This window comes from Gabonibacter chumensis (assembly GCF_024741215.1).
In the GTDB taxonomy this organism is placed as follows: domain Bacteria; phylum Bacteroidota; class Bacteroidia; order Bacteroidales; family Marinifilaceae; genus Gabonibacter; species Gabonibacter massiliensis.
Genome location: NZ_JANSKB010000001.1, coordinates 1285936 through 1305035, shown reverse-complemented (window position 1 = coordinate 1305035; position 19100 = coordinate 1285936). Strand labels below are relative to the sequence as shown.

20 protein-coding genes are annotated in these 19100 nt (G+C 41.6%); 8 read left to right on the top strand and 12 right to left on the bottom strand.

What is annotated here, in order from left to right; genetic code table 11:
* The first annotated feature begins 10 nt into the window (after window positions 1–10).
* The 5 genes from NVS78_RS05595 to NVS78_RS05575 all read left to right on the top strand — a co-directional run bounded on the left by NVS78_RS05595 (window position 11) and on the right by NVS78_RS05575 (window position 6279).
* Window positions 11–718, top strand: coding sequence for a tRNA1(Val) (adenine(37)-N6)-methyltransferase (locus tag NVS78_RS05595; RefSeq protein WP_286358274.1), 708 nt, complete (start codon window positions 11–13; stop codon window positions 716–718).
* A gap of 267 nt (window positions 719–985) precedes the next feature.
* Entirely contained in the window at window positions 986–1936 is a 951-nt protein-coding gene (locus NVS78_RS05590) for an ROK family protein (protein WP_286358273.1), read from the top strand.
* Window positions 1937–1963: 27 nt separating this feature from the next.
* Complete coding sequence (locus NVS78_RS05585) at window positions 1964–4072, top strand: GH92 family glycosyl hydrolase (protein ID WP_286358272.1); 2109 nt, start codon at window positions 1964–1966, stop codon at window positions 4070–4072.
* 15 nt (window positions 4073–4087) lie between these two features.
* Window positions 4088–4816, top strand: a complete 729-nt coding sequence (ispD, locus tag NVS78_RS05580; RefSeq protein WP_286358271.1) for a 2-C-methyl-D-erythritol 4-phosphate cytidylyltransferase — start codon at window positions 4088–4090, stop codon at window positions 4814–4816.
* A 41-nt stretch (window positions 4817–4857) separates the two neighbouring features.
* The gene (locus NVS78_RS05575) at window positions 4858–6279 is read left to right on the top strand and encodes a capsule assembly Wzi family protein (RefSeq protein WP_286358270.1); all 1422 of its coding nucleotides are present in this window, start codon (window positions 4858–4860) and stop codon (window positions 6277–6279) included.
* On the opposite strand, the gene NVS78_RS05570 is transcribed toward NVS78_RS05575, so the two are convergent.
* A complete protein-coding gene (locus NVS78_RS05570) occupies window positions 6272–7330 on the bottom strand; it encodes a glycosyltransferase family 9 protein (RefSeq protein WP_286358269.1) in 1059 nt (352 codons plus the stop codon). The genes NVS78_RS05575 and NVS78_RS05570 overlap by 8 nt on opposite strands.
* Entirely contained in the window at window positions 7323–7940 is a 618-nt protein-coding gene (locus NVS78_RS05565) for a DUF4254 domain-containing protein (protein ID WP_286358268.1), read from the bottom strand. The genes NVS78_RS05570 and NVS78_RS05565 overlap by 8 nt, the downstream gene beginning before the upstream one ends.
* 260 nt (window positions 7941–8200) lie before the next feature.
* Between NVS78_RS05565 and NVS78_RS05560 the strand changes: the two genes are divergently transcribed.
* The 3 genes from NVS78_RS05560 to NVS78_RS05550 are packed head-to-tail and all read left to right on the top strand — an operon-like array spanning window position 8201 to window position 11056.
* Window positions 8201–9259 (top strand): pyridoxal phosphate-dependent aminotransferase, encoded by a 1059-nt coding sequence (locus NVS78_RS05560; protein WP_286358267.1) that lies wholly within the window; start codon window positions 8201–8203, stop codon window positions 9257–9259.
* A gap of 10 nt (window positions 9260–9269) precedes the next feature.
* On the top strand, window positions 9270–10004 hold the full coding sequence (locus tag NVS78_RS05555; protein ID WP_286358266.1) for a phosphocholine cytidylyltransferase family protein: 735 nt from the start codon (window positions 9270–9272) through the stop codon (window positions 10002–10004).
* Entirely contained in the window at window positions 10004–11056 is a 1053-nt protein-coding gene (locus tag NVS78_RS05550) for a CDP-glycerol glycerophosphotransferase family protein (protein WP_286358265.1), read from the top strand. The genes NVS78_RS05555 and NVS78_RS05550 overlap by 1 nt, the downstream gene beginning before the upstream one ends.
* Before the next feature lies 1 nt (window position 11057).
* Here NVS78_RS05550 and NVS78_RS05545 read toward each other — a convergent pair whose 3' ends face one another.
* The 10 genes from NVS78_RS05545 to NVS78_RS05500 form a co-directional block, all read right to left on the bottom strand.
* Complete coding sequence (locus NVS78_RS05545) at window positions 11058–11804, bottom strand: hypothetical protein (protein ID WP_286358264.1); 747 nt, start codon at window positions 11802–11804, stop codon at window positions 11058–11060.
* Window position 11805: 1 nt separating this feature from the next.
* Entirely contained in the window at window positions 11806–12297 is a 492-nt protein-coding gene (locus tag NVS78_RS05540) for a dihydrofolate reductase (protein WP_286358263.1), read from the bottom strand.
* A gap of 90 nt (window positions 12298–12387) precedes the next feature.
* Entirely contained in the window at window positions 12388–13182 is a 795-nt protein-coding gene (locus NVS78_RS05535) for a thymidylate synthase (RefSeq protein WP_286358262.1), read from the bottom strand.
* A 58-nt stretch (window positions 13183–13240) separates the two neighbouring features.
* Entirely contained in the window at window positions 13241–13882 is a 642-nt protein-coding gene (locus tag NVS78_RS05530; RefSeq protein ID WP_286358261.1) for an O-methyltransferase, read from the bottom strand.
* 1 nt (window position 13883) lies between these two features.
* Entirely contained in the window at window positions 13884–15137 is a 1254-nt protein-coding gene (locus NVS78_RS05525) for a M16 family metallopeptidase (protein WP_434802120.1), read from the bottom strand.
* On the bottom strand, window positions 15137–16177 hold the full coding sequence (locus tag NVS78_RS05520) for a DUF4097 family beta strand repeat-containing protein (RefSeq protein WP_286358260.1): 1041 nt from the start codon (window positions 16175–16177) through the stop codon (window positions 15137–15139). Before NVS78_RS05520 ends, NVS78_RS05525 begins: the two co-directional genes overlap by 1 nt.
* Window positions 16178–16295: 118 nt before the next feature.
* A complete protein-coding gene (locus tag NVS78_RS05515) occupies window positions 16296–16835 on the bottom strand; it encodes a DUF4924 family protein (protein WP_286358259.1) in 540 nt (179 codons plus the stop codon).
* A gap of 10 nt (window positions 16836–16845) precedes the next feature.
* Window positions 16846–17223, bottom strand: coding sequence for an RNA-binding S4 domain-containing protein (locus NVS78_RS05510; RefSeq protein ID WP_286358258.1), 378 nt, complete (start codon window positions 17221–17223; stop codon window positions 16846–16848).
* A 255-nt stretch (window positions 17224–17478) separates the two neighbouring features.
* Window positions 17479–18048 (bottom strand): aminoacyl-tRNA hydrolase, encoded by a 570-nt coding sequence (pth, locus tag NVS78_RS05505; protein ID WP_286358257.1) that lies wholly within the window; start codon window positions 18046–18048, stop codon window positions 17479–17481.
* Between the two features lie 16 nt (window positions 18049–18064).
* A complete protein-coding gene (locus NVS78_RS05500) occupies window positions 18065–18637 on the bottom strand; it encodes a 50S ribosomal protein L25/general stress protein Ctc (RefSeq protein WP_041504249.1) in 573 nt (190 codons plus the stop codon).
* Window positions 18638–19100: the final 463 nt, after the last annotated feature.

Here is a 19100-nt window from a genome sequence, read left to right as displayed (position 1 = left end):
AGCCAAAACTATGGGCAACTCTTATTTCCAGTTCAAACAGTTTATGGTCCGTCAGGAAAAGTGTGCCATGAAAGTGGGTACGGATGGAGTTTTGCTCGGAGCATGGGCTGACATCCGAGATAAAAAACACATTCTCGATATCGGAACCGGAAGCGGATTAATCGCTCTTATGGCAGCTCAACGTAATCCGAAAACAAAAATCCATGCTATCGAAATCGACCCGGAGGCTTATTCTCAGGCAAAAGAAAATATCATCAGCAGTCCTTGGGCTGACCGCATCGAGCTTTTTTTAGGTGCGATCCAACAATTTTCTCCTGAAAACGGTTACGATGCTATTTTATGTAACCCTCCGTTTTTTATCCGTTCTACACCTACCCCTTCGCCGGAACGAACTTTGGCAAGGCATTGTACAACCTTGTCTCACGAAGAACTTTTCATCGCCGTACAAAAACTCTTACTCCCGGGAGGTTCATTTCATGTCATTCTCCCGGTAACGGAGGCAGAGAGCTTTATAGGACACATTAAAACGCAAAAATGGTTTATTAACAAATTAACGAAGGTTTTACCCAATCCAGGTAAAGCCCCCAAACGCTTGCTTATACAGATTTCCGACCGGGAAACCATTTACCAAGAAGACGTATTAATTATTGAGACAGAAAGACATGTATACCATGAAAGTTACAAGAATCTGACCATGGATTTTTACCTGAACGGCTAATTATTTCATTTTAAATTATTTCACCTCTCCCCTCAGATTTAAATCTCTATACAGAAAAGATTAACGAAGTGTTAACTATCCGATCCCTGCCTTCATTTTATCTTTGCAATGTAGAAACAGACAAGAAGACACAGTTTTTTTTCATAAGTTTGTATGTTTAGGTTAGTAGTTAGTAATTAAAAATAAGAGATCGCCCCATCGATCTCTTATTTTTTTATTACTTTTAACCACAGAAAGGAGAAATATATAACTCAAACAGAAATAACCATGCAAACGAAAGTTTCACTCGGAATCGATATAGGAGGTACCAATACGGTTTTCGGTATTATTGATCAAGCGGGTAAATGTTACGCGGAAGGAACGTTATCCACTCGGTCTTACCATAATATCCAAAACTTCATAACGGAATTGCATGCCAAGATTTTCTCTGAATTGGAATCACTGGATATTACTCCCATTGGGGTCGGCATCGGAGCTCCGAATGGCAACTACTACAATGGAACGATCGAACACGCTGCAAACCTGTACTGGAAAGGTATTATTCCGATCGTGGAACTCATCGAGAAACAGTTCAAATTACCTGCTGTAGTGACCAACGATGCCAAAGCTGCCGCCATTGGAGAGATGATCTATGGCGGGGCGAAAGGAATGAAAAATTTCGTGGTGGTCACCTTAGGAACCGGGCTCGGAAGCGGAATCGTAGTAAACGGACAATTGGTGTATGGAAATGACGGTTTAGCGGGAGAATTAGGACATACGATTGTACATCCCCGCGGAAGAGCATGTAATTGCGGAAGGAGAGGATGCCTGGAAACATACGTGTCAGCTACCGGAATAAAACGAACAGCTTGTGAATTACTCGCCACCGAAAACATCGCAAGTCAATTACGAGATATCCCGTTCCACCAATTAACAGCCAAGAAAGTATACGAAGCAGCAGAAAAAGGGGACCCTATTGCCTTAGAAGCATTCCAACATACCGGAGAAGAATTGGGCAGCGCATTAGCCAACTTGGTAGCGATTACCAGCCCGGAAGCCATATTTCTCCAAGGAGGAGTTGCCAACGCGGGAGAATGGTTATTCAAAACCACACAAGAACAAATGGAGAAAAATTTACTTCACGTTTACAAACAAAAGGTTAAAATTCTACGTTCCTCTTTACCGGTAAATGCTGCCATATTCGGAGCCTCCGCCTTGGCATGGAACGAGTTAGGTTAGTTTTATCCATATCGTAAAACCGAAACTATGAAAACAAATCTTCTATTACTCTCTTTCCTATACTTACTAATCAATACCAGCTGTACCAGAGAGCGCGAGATACCCATAACCGATCTCGTTAACCCTTTTATCGGCACAAACGGACAAGGAGGTTGTTTTCCCGGCGCAGCTTACCCTTTCGGAATGATACAACTCGGTCCGAACACCGTCAACGCTTCCGGAGAACAAGGATACACGTATAAGGATTCCGTTATATCTGCGTTTTCTTTTATTCATCCGGGAAACCCGACAATGGAAAAACACCCCGGTATAAAGATACTCCCTACAGTCAAAAAGCCACATCCGGGAGAAAATGCCATGCACTTCATTCGCTCCTGTTATGCAGGCTTCTCCCATCGGGACGAACAGGCAGAACCCGGCTATTACAGCGTCACGTTTAAAAACGGGATTAAAACGGAATCTTCCGTTACGGAACGGTGCGGCATACAATATTACCAGTTTCCCACGGCTGCCAATTACGGACTGGTGTTGGACATGATAACTCCCCGTGAAGAAGAAGGCTCACAAGAAACATCCATTAAGAAAGTAGACAACAGAAGTATTCAGGGATACCGGAAATACATCAAGGACAACCAGACCAGGCGCATCTACTTTTTCATTCAATTTTCACAGGATGTAAACGTGTGGGTCGGCAACGATTCGTTACGACCGCTTGCCAACGGGAAAAGGATTACCCTCCCCCAAAGTTACGCCTGGATAGACTTCGGACAAATCACCAATAAAATCATCGCCAAAATCAGTATCTCTTCCGCCAATAGCGACGGGGCTATTGCAAATTTGAATAAAGAAATACCCCACTGGAGTTTCGATAAAGTAAAGAGAGACGCCAAGCAACAATGGAGAAGAACGCTTTCCAGAATAAGAATAAAAACGGATAGTTCCGAAACGGCTAAAATATTTTATACAGCCTTATATCACGCTTATTTAACCCCACCCGTCTACTCTGACGTACATGGAAATTACACGGGAGTAGACGGAGAAGTACACTCCGTAGGGAAAGGGATTCAATATAAATTAGCTCCGTTACAATATACTTGCTGGACTCAATACCCGCTATTAACCATTACCCAGCGGGAAAAGGCAAACGAAATCATTCAATCTTTACTGATCCATTACGATCAAACCGGCATTCTTCCCCGCGGGATCATCCCGCAACGAGCTATCGGCAATCCGGCCATATCCGTTATCACGGGAAGCTACCTGAAGGGAATCCGCAATTTCGACATAGAAAAAGCCTACGAAGCCATCAAAGCCACGTTAACCAATCCGTCACCGGAAATCAACGCGTTACGTCGGTACCACTTTATTCCCGGCGAGCTGACGGAACATTCCGTTTTGAAAAGTCTGACCCATGCCTATGACAACTGGTGTGCGGCACAAATGGCAAAAGCATTGAACAAAGAGGACGATTACCTCTTTTTCATACAATCCTCCCGAAATTACGAACAACTATTCGACACGGCAACGGGGTGGGTCGAAGAAAAAGACAAACAGTGCCGATTCAAACAAACCGACGAATCCCGGAAAAACACGTGGTTTATTCCACACGAAATCGAACGACTCATTAATATTCAAGGAGGAAAACAGTTTTTTATCTCCAGGTTAGACAATCTATATACCTCAAAAGACAGTACGCTGTATTACGAACAGGCTTACGGTCCTTTACAGCACACTCCCTATCTGTTCAGTTATGCCGGAGTCCCGACAAAGACACAATACCACGTCAGCCAAATCAGAAAACTTTACTCCGATACTCCAGAAGGACTGCCGGGAAACGACAATTACGGTCAATTATCTGCCTGGTATGTTTTCTCCGCCATCGGCTTTTATCCGGTAAACCCCTGTGACGGCAAATATCGATTAGGCACACCTTTATTTAACAAGGTTATTTTAAAACTGGGCCAAGACAGACGTTTTATTATCAAGGCCAATAAAGAAAACGATCGATACATATATGTAAAAAAGGTATTATTGAACGGAACTCCTTTAAAACATCCATGGATCACACACGAAGAAATCCTTCGCGGAGGAGAATTGGAATTCATACTGACGGATCAACCTACCACAAACTTATAAATACAAAGATTTATCATGAAACGCATTGGCGTCATATTGGCCGGAGGTTCCGGATTAAGACTGGGGAATGATATTCCGAAACAATTTTTAGAAATCGCCGGAAAAAGCGTATTGGCACACACGCTTTCCGTCTTTCAAACACATCCCGATATAGACGAAATCATCATTGTTATTCATAAAGATTTTATCACGCAGGCCCAGCATATCGTAGATGCGGAAAAGATTCACAAGGTAAAAAAAATCGTACCGGGCGGCAGGGAACGCTATCACTCCACTCTGGCAGCCTTAAGCTCCTATGCCGATGAAAACGTGCTCTTTATCATTCATGACGCCGTTCGCTTGTTAGTCTCTCACTCCATCATTCATCGTATTGTCGAAAACCTCAATACCCATGAAGCGTGTACTACGGCCATACCGGCAACTGACACCATCATACAGAGCGATTCGACCGGTCGGTTTATCGCTGCCATACCCCGACGTCAGACTTTGTTCCACGTTCAAACCCCCCAGGGGTTTCACTCAACCATTCTGAGGGAAGCATACCAACTGGCACAAAACGACCCCCAATTTACCAGCACCGACGACTGTGGAGTGGTCCATCGTTACTTTCCCGACATCCCGATTAAGATCGTGGAGGGTTCCCCTTCCAACATCAAACTAACCTATAAAGAAGATATCCCGGTAATAGAAAAACTTCTTTTGACAAGAAATAACACAGATTACAAAGATTATATCGATTTTTAAATACCTTTGTAAGTTGTATTGTGTATAATTGAACTTTTTAAATGAGAACAGTAATTATCTTATTAGGGATATTTTTACTTCCGGGTGTCATGTGTGCTCAAAAAAGAAGTATGGAATATAAGACCTCCCTTACCGGTTTTATCTCATCGGAAAACGAATTACCTTTCTGGATGATCTCCAACCGTCACGGCCTTATTCCCAACGGCAAAGGCGGCTTGTTGGAAGCCGGTATTTTCTCGGATTTCAACAATAAGCACAAAATACAATTCGCTTACGGTTTCTCCGGGGCTGCCTATCTCTCCCAAGCAGAAAACAACCTATTGGTCGACCAACTTTACGTTAGTGCCAAATGGAAAAAATTTCGGTTGGACCTGGGAATGATTCACCCGGAAGAAGAGTATAACGGAATTTCCTCCACCAACGGCAATTTCGTCCGTTCCGGCAATTCCAGAAGCATGCCGGGTTACAACCTTAGCAGCGACTACATCTCCATTGGAGATTTTTTTGCCTTTAAATTCAATTGGGCCGATTATCAGATGATCGATGACCGCTATGTAAAAGATACCCGTTTGCACAATAAGTCCTTATTTGTAAAGTTCACGATTCACCGACGGATCGAACTTATCATAGGTCTGGAACATTGGGCTCAATGGGGAGGAAAATCCCCGGTATACGGGAAACAACCCTCTTCGTTCAAAGATTATTTGCGAATCGTTGCCGCCAAGGAAGGAGGCTCGGATGCCAGCCAAAGCGATATGATCAACGCCTTGGGAAATCATTTGGGAAGAGAACATTTACGCATCAATTACATAGGAGACAATTACACCCTGACGTTCTATCACGACATCCCGTTTGAAGACGGATCGGGCACCGATTTTCGTTCTTTTCCGGACGGAACTTATAATTTCTATTACGGAGCCAAGAATAAAGAACAATGGATCAGCGATATTATGTATGAATTCTATTATACCAAATACCAATCCGGCTCCCGTCACGACCGACCAGCTACACCTGAAGAGATGGAACATCAAGATCCGAACAGTCCTACGTACGGTAAAAAAATATTAGGAGGCTGTGACAATTATTTCAATAACGGCGAATACCGGAGCGGTTGGACCCTGTATCAACGCACCATCGGTTCTCCCTTTATGTTATCCGACATGGAAAAAGGGGGGGTAGGAATATACAATAACCGAATTATAGCTCACTACATAGGAATAAAAGGAAAGGCTTTCCGGGAAGTTCCTTACAAGGCTATGCTATCCTATTCCATTAACTACGGAACTTATTCAAAAAAATTCGAGGGTTCTCACCGTCAATTCTCTTTCGGATTGGAAGCCAGATTGCCCCTACGGCATTTGCCCGTAAATATCGACACGGGTATATACGGAGATTTTGGAAAAGTATTCAAAAATAACATCGGGCTTACCGTAAAAATAAGCAGAAAAGGGTTTATTAAGTAATACCGGATTTCGAAGCCAAAAATTTATCGAGCATAGGTCGTAATCTCGCCCACACCTCCTTGACGGTAATCCGCTCGAAACGTTCTCTGTCCGTCAGGCTCTGCCATTTATCCGGAGGAATTACATCCCGGGGACTAATTCCCTGGTAACGTTCACTCGGATTAGGCAACCATTTCGTCTTATCCACCCAAGGCGGATAAATAGCAAAGCCAGGAATATTCAAGGCCTGAGCGATATGCCGAGGTCCGCCCTCATTACCAAAAAAGAAGTCTGCCTGCAAACACATGGCACCCAACTTTCTTATGGAATCGGCTTCAATATGAATAAAAAGGTGCTCGTCTTCTCCCATCTCCCGAAAGAGTCGAAAAGCGGCCTCTTTTTCCCGCTCGTTGTAATTGAATATCAATTGGGCGTCATAAGTTTCAATGATCAGTCTCAACACTTTTTTCATTCTCTCCATACTCCATGCTTTTCCTTTTACCCGGGTAAAAGGAGTACAGATAATTACCGGCTTGGAAAAATCAATTCCTTCCCGCTCCATAAAAGAATGAAAATCCCGGTTCTCTTCCGAAGTAATGCACAGTCGAAAATCAGACACGTATTCCAACGGTCTTAACCGTTCCAACGGCTTCAGCAATAACAAATTTCGCGAGACTTCGTCTAAGGTATCGTCTTTTTGATTGGCGATCCGGTAATTATGACCGATGAAAGAATAACTCTTCCGAGTCCCGATACGGTATTTTGTTTTAAAAGAAAACCAGGAGAAACACAAAGAAGTAAAAGTGGTACGGGTATCTATAATCGCATCGTACTTCTCTTTCCGCATCAATCGCCAAACACGTTTCAAATAACTCCCGACACTATCCTTCGCCGGAAAAGAGATCACTTTATCAATATCGGGATGATATTCGAATAAGGTATTTATCGGATCATGCAAGAGATAATGCACCTCCGCCTCCGGAAAGTTTTTACGAATAGTACTGCAAAGTACGGTGGACAATACGGCATCCCCAATCCGACGAAAACGAATAATTAAAACCTTTTTAATCATCCACCTCCATCCTTTTATACAATACGGGATTCAGCATCGGATCATTATACATCTTCATCTGCCTGTAGACCTTCATATATTTCTTACCCGATTCGATATCCGCCAATAATTGATCAATCGCCACAATCAAATCCCGACGCTGGCACCTCAATACATCCAATTTAAACCTACATCTCTCTACATGGGCAGGTGAAACATCTCTTCTCTCCACTTCCTGTTCCATGTGATAAATTTTAAGAGCCAAAATAGAGAGACGATCCAATGCCCACGCGGGGCTTTCCGTATTCAACACAGCATCCGGCCCGGTCTTTACGTCTTTATATTTCTCTAAAAACCAATCGTCGATTTTTTCAACAATATCCGTACGAATCTGATTCAACACATCTATCCGACGTTTTATACTCAACGCTTTATCCGGAACAATATCCGGATCCCGAATAATATCTTCCAGATGCCATTGTATCGCATCCGTCCAATTTTTTACATACAAATGATAAGCAATATTCTTTTCATCATACGGGTTGACTACTTTCGCTTCAACCTCACCTACAAGATGATAAGCATGTGTTGCATCATCAAAAATCTTATAACTCCATTCTGCAAACGACATCTACACTATGAATCTGACAGATTATACATTAGATAACAAAATTATAATTTCATTCCATAATACGGGCACACATGAATGTTAACATTTATTATTTATGCCAAATACACCCCCGTTTCAGTTACGCATTCTCCATGCCGAAAGAGAGCGGTTATTTTGGCGTATTAAATTATTTCATGTAGTTTTGCATATCATTAATAAACGCTTTTTTCATTTTAAAGCAACTATTTATTTGAATGTTTTGGAAACCATATAAAATAACCATGGAAAATAAGATAACTTACCTCGACCGTAATGAATACAACTACGGTCCTGCACCTGAAATCGGAGAAGTACTAAAGAATTTCGATCCCAATAAATTATGTTTTTACACCCGTATTTACGATGAAGGGAAAAAAAGTATATTATCGGATTATATCTCCACACTCTACGGTGTTCCCGAGAAACAAGTCATTTTAGGATACGGCGGAGAAGACATTTTAAAACAAGTGGTACATTGTTTTTTAGCAGGAGGTCCCAAAACTAAAACATTACTCATACCCAAATTTTCCTGGTGGTATTATAAGTCTATCGCTGACGAAGTAAACGGACGTACCATATTCTATCCTCTATACGAAGAGGGCGATACCTTTAAATACGATATCGAAGGAATGCAAAAAATCACCGAACAGGAAAAACCGGAAATGATCTTAATCGCATCCCCGAATAATCCGACCGGAAACTCCCTATCGGAAAGCGAGTTGGATAGGATACTATCCTTTATCGATAAGGATACGGTCGTTGTTATCGACGAAGCTTACGCTTCATTCGCTAACAAAGATACCAGTTACATCAAACCTTTAATAGAAAAATACCCCAACCTCTTAATCGTCAGAACACTTTCCAAATTTTACGGACTGCCCGGACTGCGATTAGGTTTTGCCTTCATGGGTAGTAACCTGACTCCATTCCTGAATTACAGTACCAAATATTTAGGTTACAACCGAATCTCCGAAGAGATCGGAATTGCCGTATTTAAAGCCAGTGATTACTATCAACGCATAGCGGACTTAATGGCAGAAGATCGAGCAACCTACAAAAAAGAGTTAGGAGTATTGGATGGTTTCAAAGTGTACCGATCCGATGCCAATTTCATCCTCGTAAAATATCCGATCGCCATGAAATCCGAACTTCAGAAAGCATTAAAAGAAAAAGGGCTGATCGTGAAATTCATGAACGAGGAAAACATCAATACTCACATGCGGATTACCCTCGGAACCCAAAAACAAAACCGTTTGGTTATCGACACGATAAAAGAAGTAGCAAAGAATTTCAAACCGTAAATTCATTTTTATGAAAGCTGTCATTCTTGCTGCCGGTATAGCTTCCCGCTTACGTCCGCTTACAGACGATAAACCCAAATGCTTATTGAAGATCGGTGATCGCTGTCTGTTGGAACGGGCTATCGACGGATTACTTTTGCATCAGGTAGATGAAATTATCATTGTCACCGGTTATTTAAAAGAGTTGATCGAGGCATTTGTAAAAACGACCTATCCGAACTTATCGGTTCGATTCATTTACAACGAGAGATATGCGAGTACCAACAACATCTATTCCTTATGGTTAGCCTTGCCGGCAGTTCTTCGCGAGAACGAATTTCTATTACTCGATAGCGACATCCTCTATGACCCAGAAATGATCCGGCTATTGCAGGAATCCCCTCACGAGAATTGCCTGGCTTTAAACGCTCATCATCTTGGAGAAGAAGAGATTAAAGTGATTACCAACGAGAAGAATCAAATCATAGAGATCAGCAAAACCTGTTCTATCGAGAAAGCAATCGGAGAATCCATCGGGATAGAGAAAATCTCCAACTCCTATCTTACGGCTCTTTACCACGAGCTATATCAAATGATTACGGTAGAAAAACTGGATAACATTTTTTATGAACGGGCTTTTGAAAGGTTGATTCCCAAAGGACATTATTTCTATCCTGTCGACACCAGCGATTATTTTTCCATGGAGCTGGATACGGTAGAAGATTTTCAGCATGCAGTAAAACAAATACCCCAACACCTATTATAATGAGAATCGTACTATTTTGTGAGCAGAAATACGCCATCAACATTTTGCAACCGATTGAAGAGGAAGCCGAACAGGAGGGCGGACATGAATTATTATGGTATGTTCATCAAAAAAATATTCCTGATTTTCCTTTACGAAACGATACCCGATGGACCGATAGCATACAGAAAGTCTACGATTTCTCACCGGAAGTCATTTTCGTTCCGTGCAACATTGTTCCCTATTACCTGCCGGGAGTAAAAATACAGATATTTCACGGTTATGCCGCAGAAAAAAAAGATCATTGGGTGATCCGTCGCTATTTTGACACTTATTTTACCCAAGGGCCCTTCTTTACCCGAGGGTTCAAGGCTTTGGCCAAAAAATATAAAGATTTCGAAGTAGTCGAAACAGGCTGGCCCCGCCAAGACTGGATATACGCGAACCTGCATACTTTTGATAACGAGAAAAAAGAGCTATTGGAAAAATACCGTAAAAGTAAACTTCTCCTGTACGCTCCCACATTCTCACCCTCCCTGACCTCCCTTCCTTTTATCAAAGAGGGATTGGTTAAAATAGCGAAAGAAAAAGATATTTTATTGATCTTAAAATTCCATCCCCTCACCCGGCCGGAATGGATGGAAGAATACAAAACACTATCCGAACAACACGAAAATATACTTTGGATCGAGGATCACAATATTACCAAATATCAATTGATGGCCGACGTTATGATCAGCGACACCTCTTCGACCGTATACGAATTTCTTTTGCTGGATAAACCGGTAATCACCTATAAAACCATTGCCAAAGACATCTACTGGCAAGATATACAACAAGCGGAAGAACTTTCCGACGCCTTTGAAAGAGTTCAATGCGACGAAGAATGCATCAACAAGCGAAAATGGGTCATCGAAAATTACGATCCTTACCTGGATGGTAAAGTAGCTCATCGCATGCTTGATGCCGCCAGAGATTATATTGCACGACACGGTGTTCCCTCACACCGGAAACTTAACCTATGGCGTAAATACACGAGTATAAAAAAATTTGGAAAAATACGGAGAAAGTAAGCTACCGTCTACGTCGGGCTATTTTTTTTTGTTTGCGTTTCAATACGTTGGCATCATGTTCATGAGTCCACTTTTTCAACAAAACGGACATCTCCCTACTATTCCCTCCCGTTAGTCGCGCATACTCATCAGCCATAATACCAATCATTTCATCGTCTGCATTCAAACGGTAAAAATTTCTTAATCCGACCAAAGGAGAAATCGATTTAAATTGCATCCGGTTCAAATCGATCAGATAAAAACAATAAGCATCTCCTTTTCTCTTTATCAATGTATTACCGGGCGAATGATCCAAAAAATAGATCGAATTTTGATGAAGCCTATAGGTAAACCGGGTAAACTCCCTTAATATCCGTTCCATATCGACCGGATGTTTTTTCTTCAAATCCCTGAATTCATAATCAAAATCCACTTGTAAAGAGATATAATAACTGCGAGTAACCCCCCAGGCGTTTTTATAGAGAATATAGGCAACAGGATCCGGTGTTCCAATCCCCTTCTCTACCAATTTATTGGCATAAATGAAAGAGCGTTCGGCCTTACTTTTCCGAATATAAGCATAAGCAAAGCGATTCACCCAATTCGGCTTCTTATAAGATTTGACATTTAACCGGAGGCCGTTGATCTCCAACACTTTTATCACATTCCGATCCGCCTCCAACACTTCACCTTCTCGTTCGAAACGTTGGGGAATAGCTAAGATAAACGACTCAAACTCTTTATACTTGGGGTTAATCCGATAAATCATTCTACTTTTTCTTTCTTCGATAATTGATAAACGAATAGGCAAACTCATTCTTTTCATCTGCCGGAAAATCTTCCTGATCTTCTTTTTCCCAACACCCAAGGTCCACGGAAGGGATCTTCGTATCCCCATCGCACACCGTATGAACGATCGTCAGATAGAGACGATCAGCCTGATCCCATAACTCCCGGTATATCGTACCGCCACCAATAATAAAAACTTCCTCCTCATCCTTTGCCAACTCTAATGCTTTTTCAATGGAATCGACCAATTCACATCCTTTCGCAACAAATGACGGATTACGGGAAATAACGATATTCCTCCGGTTAGGCAAAGCCCGTCCCATAGATTGAAATGTCTTTCTTCCCATCACTACCGTATGTCCCGTGGTGATTGCCTTGAAATGCTTCAGATCTCCCGACAAATGCCATATTAACCCGTTATCCCTACCGATAACACTATTTTCTGCTGCTGCTACTATTATTGACAAAACCATAATTAATTGTAGATTAACGATGCAGATTGAAAATTATAAATTAAATCCATTTCTATAATTTACAGTTTAAAATCTACGATTTAAAATTCATCAGACTGCGATTTCTCCTTTTATATGCGAATGCGGGTTATAATTCCGCAGCTCAAAATCCTCATACCGGAAATCAAATAAGGATTTTATGGCAGGGTTAATTACCATCTCAGGCAAGTTCCTCGGTTCCCTGGACAACTGCAATTTCACCTGATCGATATGATTCAAATAGATATGGGCATCTCCCAAAGTGTGTACAAATTCTCCCGGTTGTAAATCGCACACCTGAGCCATCATCATGGTCAAAAGAGCATAAGACGCGATATTAAAAGGAACACCCAAAAAAGAATCGGCACTCCGCTGATACAGTTGACAGGATAATTTTCCATTGGCCACGTAAAACTGAAAAAGGGCATGGCAAGGAGCCAACGCCATGTTCTCAATATCCCCGGAATTCCACGCACTCACGATTAACCGACGAGAGTCTGGAGTATGTTTTATATCTTCTACTACTTGTGAAATCTGATCCAGATGAGTTCCGTCAGGGCGAGGCCAAGAACGCCATTGATAACCGTATATATGTCCCAAGTCCCCGTTCTCATCCGCCCACTCATTCCATATCCGTACGCCATGTTCCTGCAAATATTTCACATTCGTATCGCCTCGAAGAAACCATAATAATTCATATATGATGGATTTTAAATGTAATTTTTTAGTGGTCAGCAACGGGAAACCGGCTGACAGGTCAAAACGCATCTGATGGCCGAAAACGCTAATCGTTCCCGTACCGGTACGGTCCGTTTTCTCAACCCCTTCTTGTAATATCCTATCTAATAATTCTAAATATTGTTTCATATTCCATGAACATTTGAGAATAAGCTTACCATCTTATCGGTTTTCAGAACAAAGATATTTATTTTTTCCGGATCAACATCAGTCCGTGACGAATGGGCAGTAAAATATTCTCTACACGCACATCCGACTGCACGAGAGCATTAAAATCCAATATTCCTTTCGTTTGGGCATCAGGATTTCCTACAGGTTCCAAAACTTTCCCGTTCCACAACACATCATCGGCAATAATGACTCCTCCGGGACGTACCCGATCAAATACCAAACGATAGTAATCGGAATATTCCCGCTTATCAGCATCGATAAATACCAAGTCAAAAACTTCGTCTATCGTTGGAATTACCTTCCGAGCATCCCCCACGTGAAAAACAATCCGACGAGACAGACCGCTTTTTTCTATGTATTCTCTGGTAAAATCCTCCAACTCATCGTTGATATCAATGGTATGCAAACACCCCCCTTCCGATAAACCCGAAGCCATAGCGATCGCCGAATACCCGGTATACGTTCCTATCTCCAATATCCTCCGGGCTCCAGTCATTCGGCAAATCATCTTTAAAAATTGTCCTTGCAGATTTCCGGACAGCATTCTGGGACGCAGTACATGCAGAAAGGTTGAACGAGTCAACTCCGATAGCAAAGGATCCTCCGGTTCGCTATGGGACAAAATGTACTGTTCCAATTCCGCATTCATTTCCAACATATCATTTATATAACAAAATAGACTGTTTTTCCAAATCAAAAATCTCTTGCGCCACTTCCATCAACATTTCCGGCGTAATACTCTCTATCTGGGCATAAACATCTTCCAGACTATCCACTCTATCGTATATTAAAAAACTTTTTCCGATAGAAAGCATCAGGTTTTCATAGTTCTCCGAGGAGATGGTAATCTGCCCTATCATCTGAGCCTTGGCCCTCTTCAACTGTACAGGACCTAACTTCTCTTCATAGAGCAAGCGCATCTCCTTCCGGCATAAATCCAAACACCAGGCTGCATTCTCTTTATCACAACCGAAATAAACCATACAAGCCCCTGTATCCGAATAGGGAGTATAGGAAGCTTCTATATTATAAGCCAAACCATAACGCTCCCTGATGTTCAGGTTCAATCGGGAGTTCATTCCAGGTCCACCCAAAAGATTAACAAGCAACGATAAAACCACCCGTTTTTCCTGTGTTTGGTCATAGGCAACATTTCCGATAATACAATGACTCTGATAAGTATCCCTGTCTTCTTTCACGAAACGGGGCAAATAGATCTCCGGTTTAGTCCGTCTTAAAATCTCCGATCCTCTCGGGTAAACGGCAAAATATTTTTCAACCAAACGAACGATCTTTTCGAACGGCATATCTCCCACAGAAGTAATAACCATCCGCTCGGGATTGTAATTTCGCTTCACGAAATCAAGGATCATTTTCCGATCAATACGCAGCACGGCAGCCTCATCACCCAAAATATTTCTACCGATAGGATACCCTTTATAGATCAATTCCTCGAAATCATCAAAAATCAACTCCCCGGGACTATCCTTATAGGAATTAATTTCATCCAACACGACATCTTTCTCCTTCTCAAGCTCCTTTTCAGGAAACACGGAATGGAAAACAATATCCGCAAACAATTCCAACGTCCGCTCGTAATCTTTCGGCATAAAAGTGGCATAAATACAGGTGTCCTCTTTCGTGGTATAAGCATTCAATTCACCGCCTACATCCTCTAAACGACTCAAAATATGATAAGCCTTCCGCTTTTCCGTTCCTTTAAAAATAACATGTTCTATAAAATGAGCTACTCCCAACTCCTCTTCTCGCTCGTCACGACTTCCGGCATTTATGATCAACCCGCAATAAGCCGCTTTATTCGGAATTTCATAATGAATAAGCCTCAATCCATTCTCAAAAATATGTGTCTGATACATCTTCACTCCTTCATTTGCCTGCACACGAATCCTCATTACTGTATAAATAGATTTCCTCCCGACAACTCCAGAACCACCTTACTATCGTATTTTTTATCCCCGACCGCTCCTTTTCTCCAAATCATATTTTTTTCGGTCATAGGTTGTGTTTTCAATTGAAAGGATTTGGGTAAATCAACTTTTACTCCCCGATTATATTTCAAACTTAAATCATAAGCTGCACCTTCACCAAACGTCAACCCCAACTTCGTCGAATAACTTTTGATCTCTACGGCGGCAAAAGAGAAATGAATATTCCGAATATTAACTTCCCCCCATCGGGTTTTCATCTGCAAAGAATCTCCGATATCTTGAACCTCGTATTTGGTGTAAAAAGATTCTGCCGTTAAACAATCGATCATTCCCAAAAAGCAGGTCCCTCCCGAGGTTTTCAAGTTCAAACGATCGGCTTCCATCAGTTGCAATGCCGTCGAAGTACAATTTAATTTTACATCTTTTCCCCCTCCGATTTTTACCTTAGCTGATTTGAACTCTCCTTTCAGCCGCGTCAACTCCTCAACTTCGAAATCTCCTTTAGAGAAATTAACCATAAAAGTCCCCTCCTTTACAGAATGAGCCTTAAAATTTCCAGAAACACTTCCTACGCTTAAATTTCCGGCAAAATCTCCCAAAAGGATATTACCATCTTCCACCTCTAATTTAACATTCTTCCCTACCGGCACCTTAAGGTGGTAATCCACATTTACAATTACCGACGATATCCTTTGTAACATACTCATATCTTTTCCAAAAACGGTCTTAACATCCAAAACTTCCCCCTCTTCCTGCACCTGTATGTATATATATTTCAATAATTCATCTAACTTTGCCCCCGACTTCCCTTCCATTGCAATAACGGCTTCGATCTCGAATTCGTCACCTTCCTGACGAACATCGATGTTCCCGAAACGATTCCATACTCTCAATTCTTTCACGGCTGAGGCAGGAAAGTTCTTTTTAAATGTTTTGGAACGATTCTCCGCCCAACACGTTATGCCTACAAAGATCAGAATAGCTATAAACACCGCTTTTTTCATAACAAATAATTTAGAATTGATAAACCTTTATTCTCCGTCTTCCCACCATCCATACTCTGCCGACTGACGGATCTGCCCGATTTCAAAGTTAGAAATATTATTTAATTATCTGTCATTCTCACTCGCTCTCTTCTTCCAAACATTTATATGCGGCAGACAAATAGGCCAGCATACGACTGAAAGACTCCATCGCCGCCGTCGTTTGAGCGTGGATCTCTTTCTTTTGCAATTTAAGCAGCAAATTTCCATAAAGAGCATGCAGAGCCAATTCCACGTCGGAAACCTCCTCGGATAAATCGGATTTACGGCGATAATCCAATAAATTATTTGCTGCTGCCATAAAAATATGCCGGTAACGGACATCATGAGTTTGATGTAAAAGATGATAATGCATCTCTGTCAACTCACTTACCATATTTTTAATGACTTGCAAATGCCCTTCCCGGGTCACCTCTTCCTTCTTCATCATCTCGACCAAATTATCATACCAGTCCAACATCTCTTTACGAGTCGATTCATCTACTTGAAAACCACTAACGATATGTTGATCCACCAAAGTCATATCCAAATGCAATGCCCTCAACATATCCTCCAGCTGCCACATGTAAAGGATATACTCCGCTATGTTACTTTTTCTCTTTTCGCGTGCAATCAACATAAATCAAATTTTAAACGTCACCTTTCAATTTATCTATTAAACGCCGGTCCCGTTTGGTCGGACGTCCCGTACCCCGATCCCGATGCTCAAACATCATATGTGTCCCTTCCAATATATCCAACCTCTCCTGAGGCGTAATCTCTTCTACAAAACCGACAGCCAATTGGGCAGACATACGTTTATCCGTAACCTGTTTAACGACATACTCCCTCTCTATCGGAGGAATTCTTACTCTCACGACCTCTCCGACCTTCACTTCCCGAGAAGCCTTCACGTGCACCTCCCCGATTGAAACATGTCCCTTTCCACATGCCTCGGCTGCCTGCGAACGAGTTTTAAAAATTCGTACGGCCCAAAGCCATTTATCTATCCTTACCTTCTCGTCCATACCCGATAACTTTTGATCCAAACTCTGCTCGAACTCTCTAAAATCGGAAATCGTGACTCTCTCCAATCACAGAATCGTTCATTGCAAATCAGAAGAATTCTGTGATTTCGTGATTCAATTTTAATCCTACAATCGTCAATTTTTCTAATCATGTAATCACGTAATCTCTCAATCATTATATCCCCCTAATCCCTAAATCTCCTAATCACATAATCCTCCAATCTCTCAATCTTAGAATCCTTTAATCACCCGATTTCAGAATTTACAATTATTAAACTGACTCATCGTTTTCCCAAGCCCCACGAAAATGAAATTTTTAATGATCTCCTCGCAATGTTCCAGCATCCGGGGCATCTTCTCTTCCTGCTCGGGGGTCCAATGCCCTAACACGTAATCAATTTGCCCTCCGCGAGCAAAATCGTTACCTATTCCGAAGCGCAAACGGGCATACGCCTGCGTACCCAATAATTCGTTAATACTTTTTAAACCGTTATGACCTCCATCGCTTCCCTGCCCCCTCAATCGAATCGTACCAAAGGGCAAAGCCAGATCATCCACGATAACGAGCACATCCGACAATTCGATTCTCTCTTTCTGCAACCAATAAGCCACGGCTTTTCCACTCAGGTTCATATAAGTATTCGGCTTCAGTAAAATCAAAGTTCTCCCCTTTACCTTTACCGTGGCTACGGCCCCGTAACGCTTATCTTCAAAAACAGCATTGGACGCCTTAGCAAAAGCGTCCAATACTTTAAATCCTATATTATGTCGTGTATTCTGGTACTCGGGACCTATGTTTCCCAATCCCACGATAAGATATTTCATCTTGTCTTCTTACAACTTATTTAGCTTCAGATTGTGCGGCTCTTGCGGCTCTTGTTAATTTAACCTGAGCGACAACCACGCTCTTCGCATTCACGATTTCAATATGCGGAAAATCCAAATCCTTCACTTTAATGGATTTACCTACACCCAACTTCTCTACATTCAAAACGAGCTCGTCAGGCATATCTTTCGGAAGAGATTTTACTTTCAACTTACGACTTACCAAAACCAATTTACCTCCGGCCTGCACACCCTCGGCAAAACCTTCCGTTCTCACCGGAACTTCAATTACTACCGGTTTATCATCAGCCGTTTGATAGAAGTCAATATGCAATACCCGATCGGTTACAGGATGGAATTGAATCTCTCTCATTACTGCATCGTAAGACTTTCCATCAAGCGTCAATTTTACAAGGTATACGTTAGGAGTATACAATAACTTTCTTAAATCACGTTCCGCAACGGCAAAATGTACGTTAGCCTCCCCACCGTAAAGTACACATGGAACTTTTTCTTCGGCTCTCAAAGCTTTTGTCGCCTTTTTCCCTAAATCACTTCTTACGTCTCCTTTTAATTCAAATACTTGCATAATCTTTATTCATATGTGCTACTCAAATGCGAATTAAAGCCCCGGGGTTATAGACCATATCCGTATTCCCATTGCACGATTTTATAAACCCCCGTTCTCAAAATTTTGCCGCAAAGTTAAAGAAATAATGACAAAATACAAATCCTTTTTCCCTTATACCGAAAATATATAATGCATAATCATAACTCGGATTGTCTGATCTCGCTCAAAGCGCATTTTATCGTATCGAGTGTGTTTCCGCCATCATCAGGCGAAAGAATTTCCCGAAAGAGCCGAATAGCCGAATCCTGTTTATATTTATACTTCTAATCATCACGTTATAAATTCATTACGACTTCATCTATCCGAGATCATGTGAATGTAGAATCTTTGCAAAAACCCCAAAATAAAGAATAGAACAAATCTAAATTCAATGATTTCGGTCTTTTTATAAGCAAAAAATTTTTTGTTTCAATTATAGATT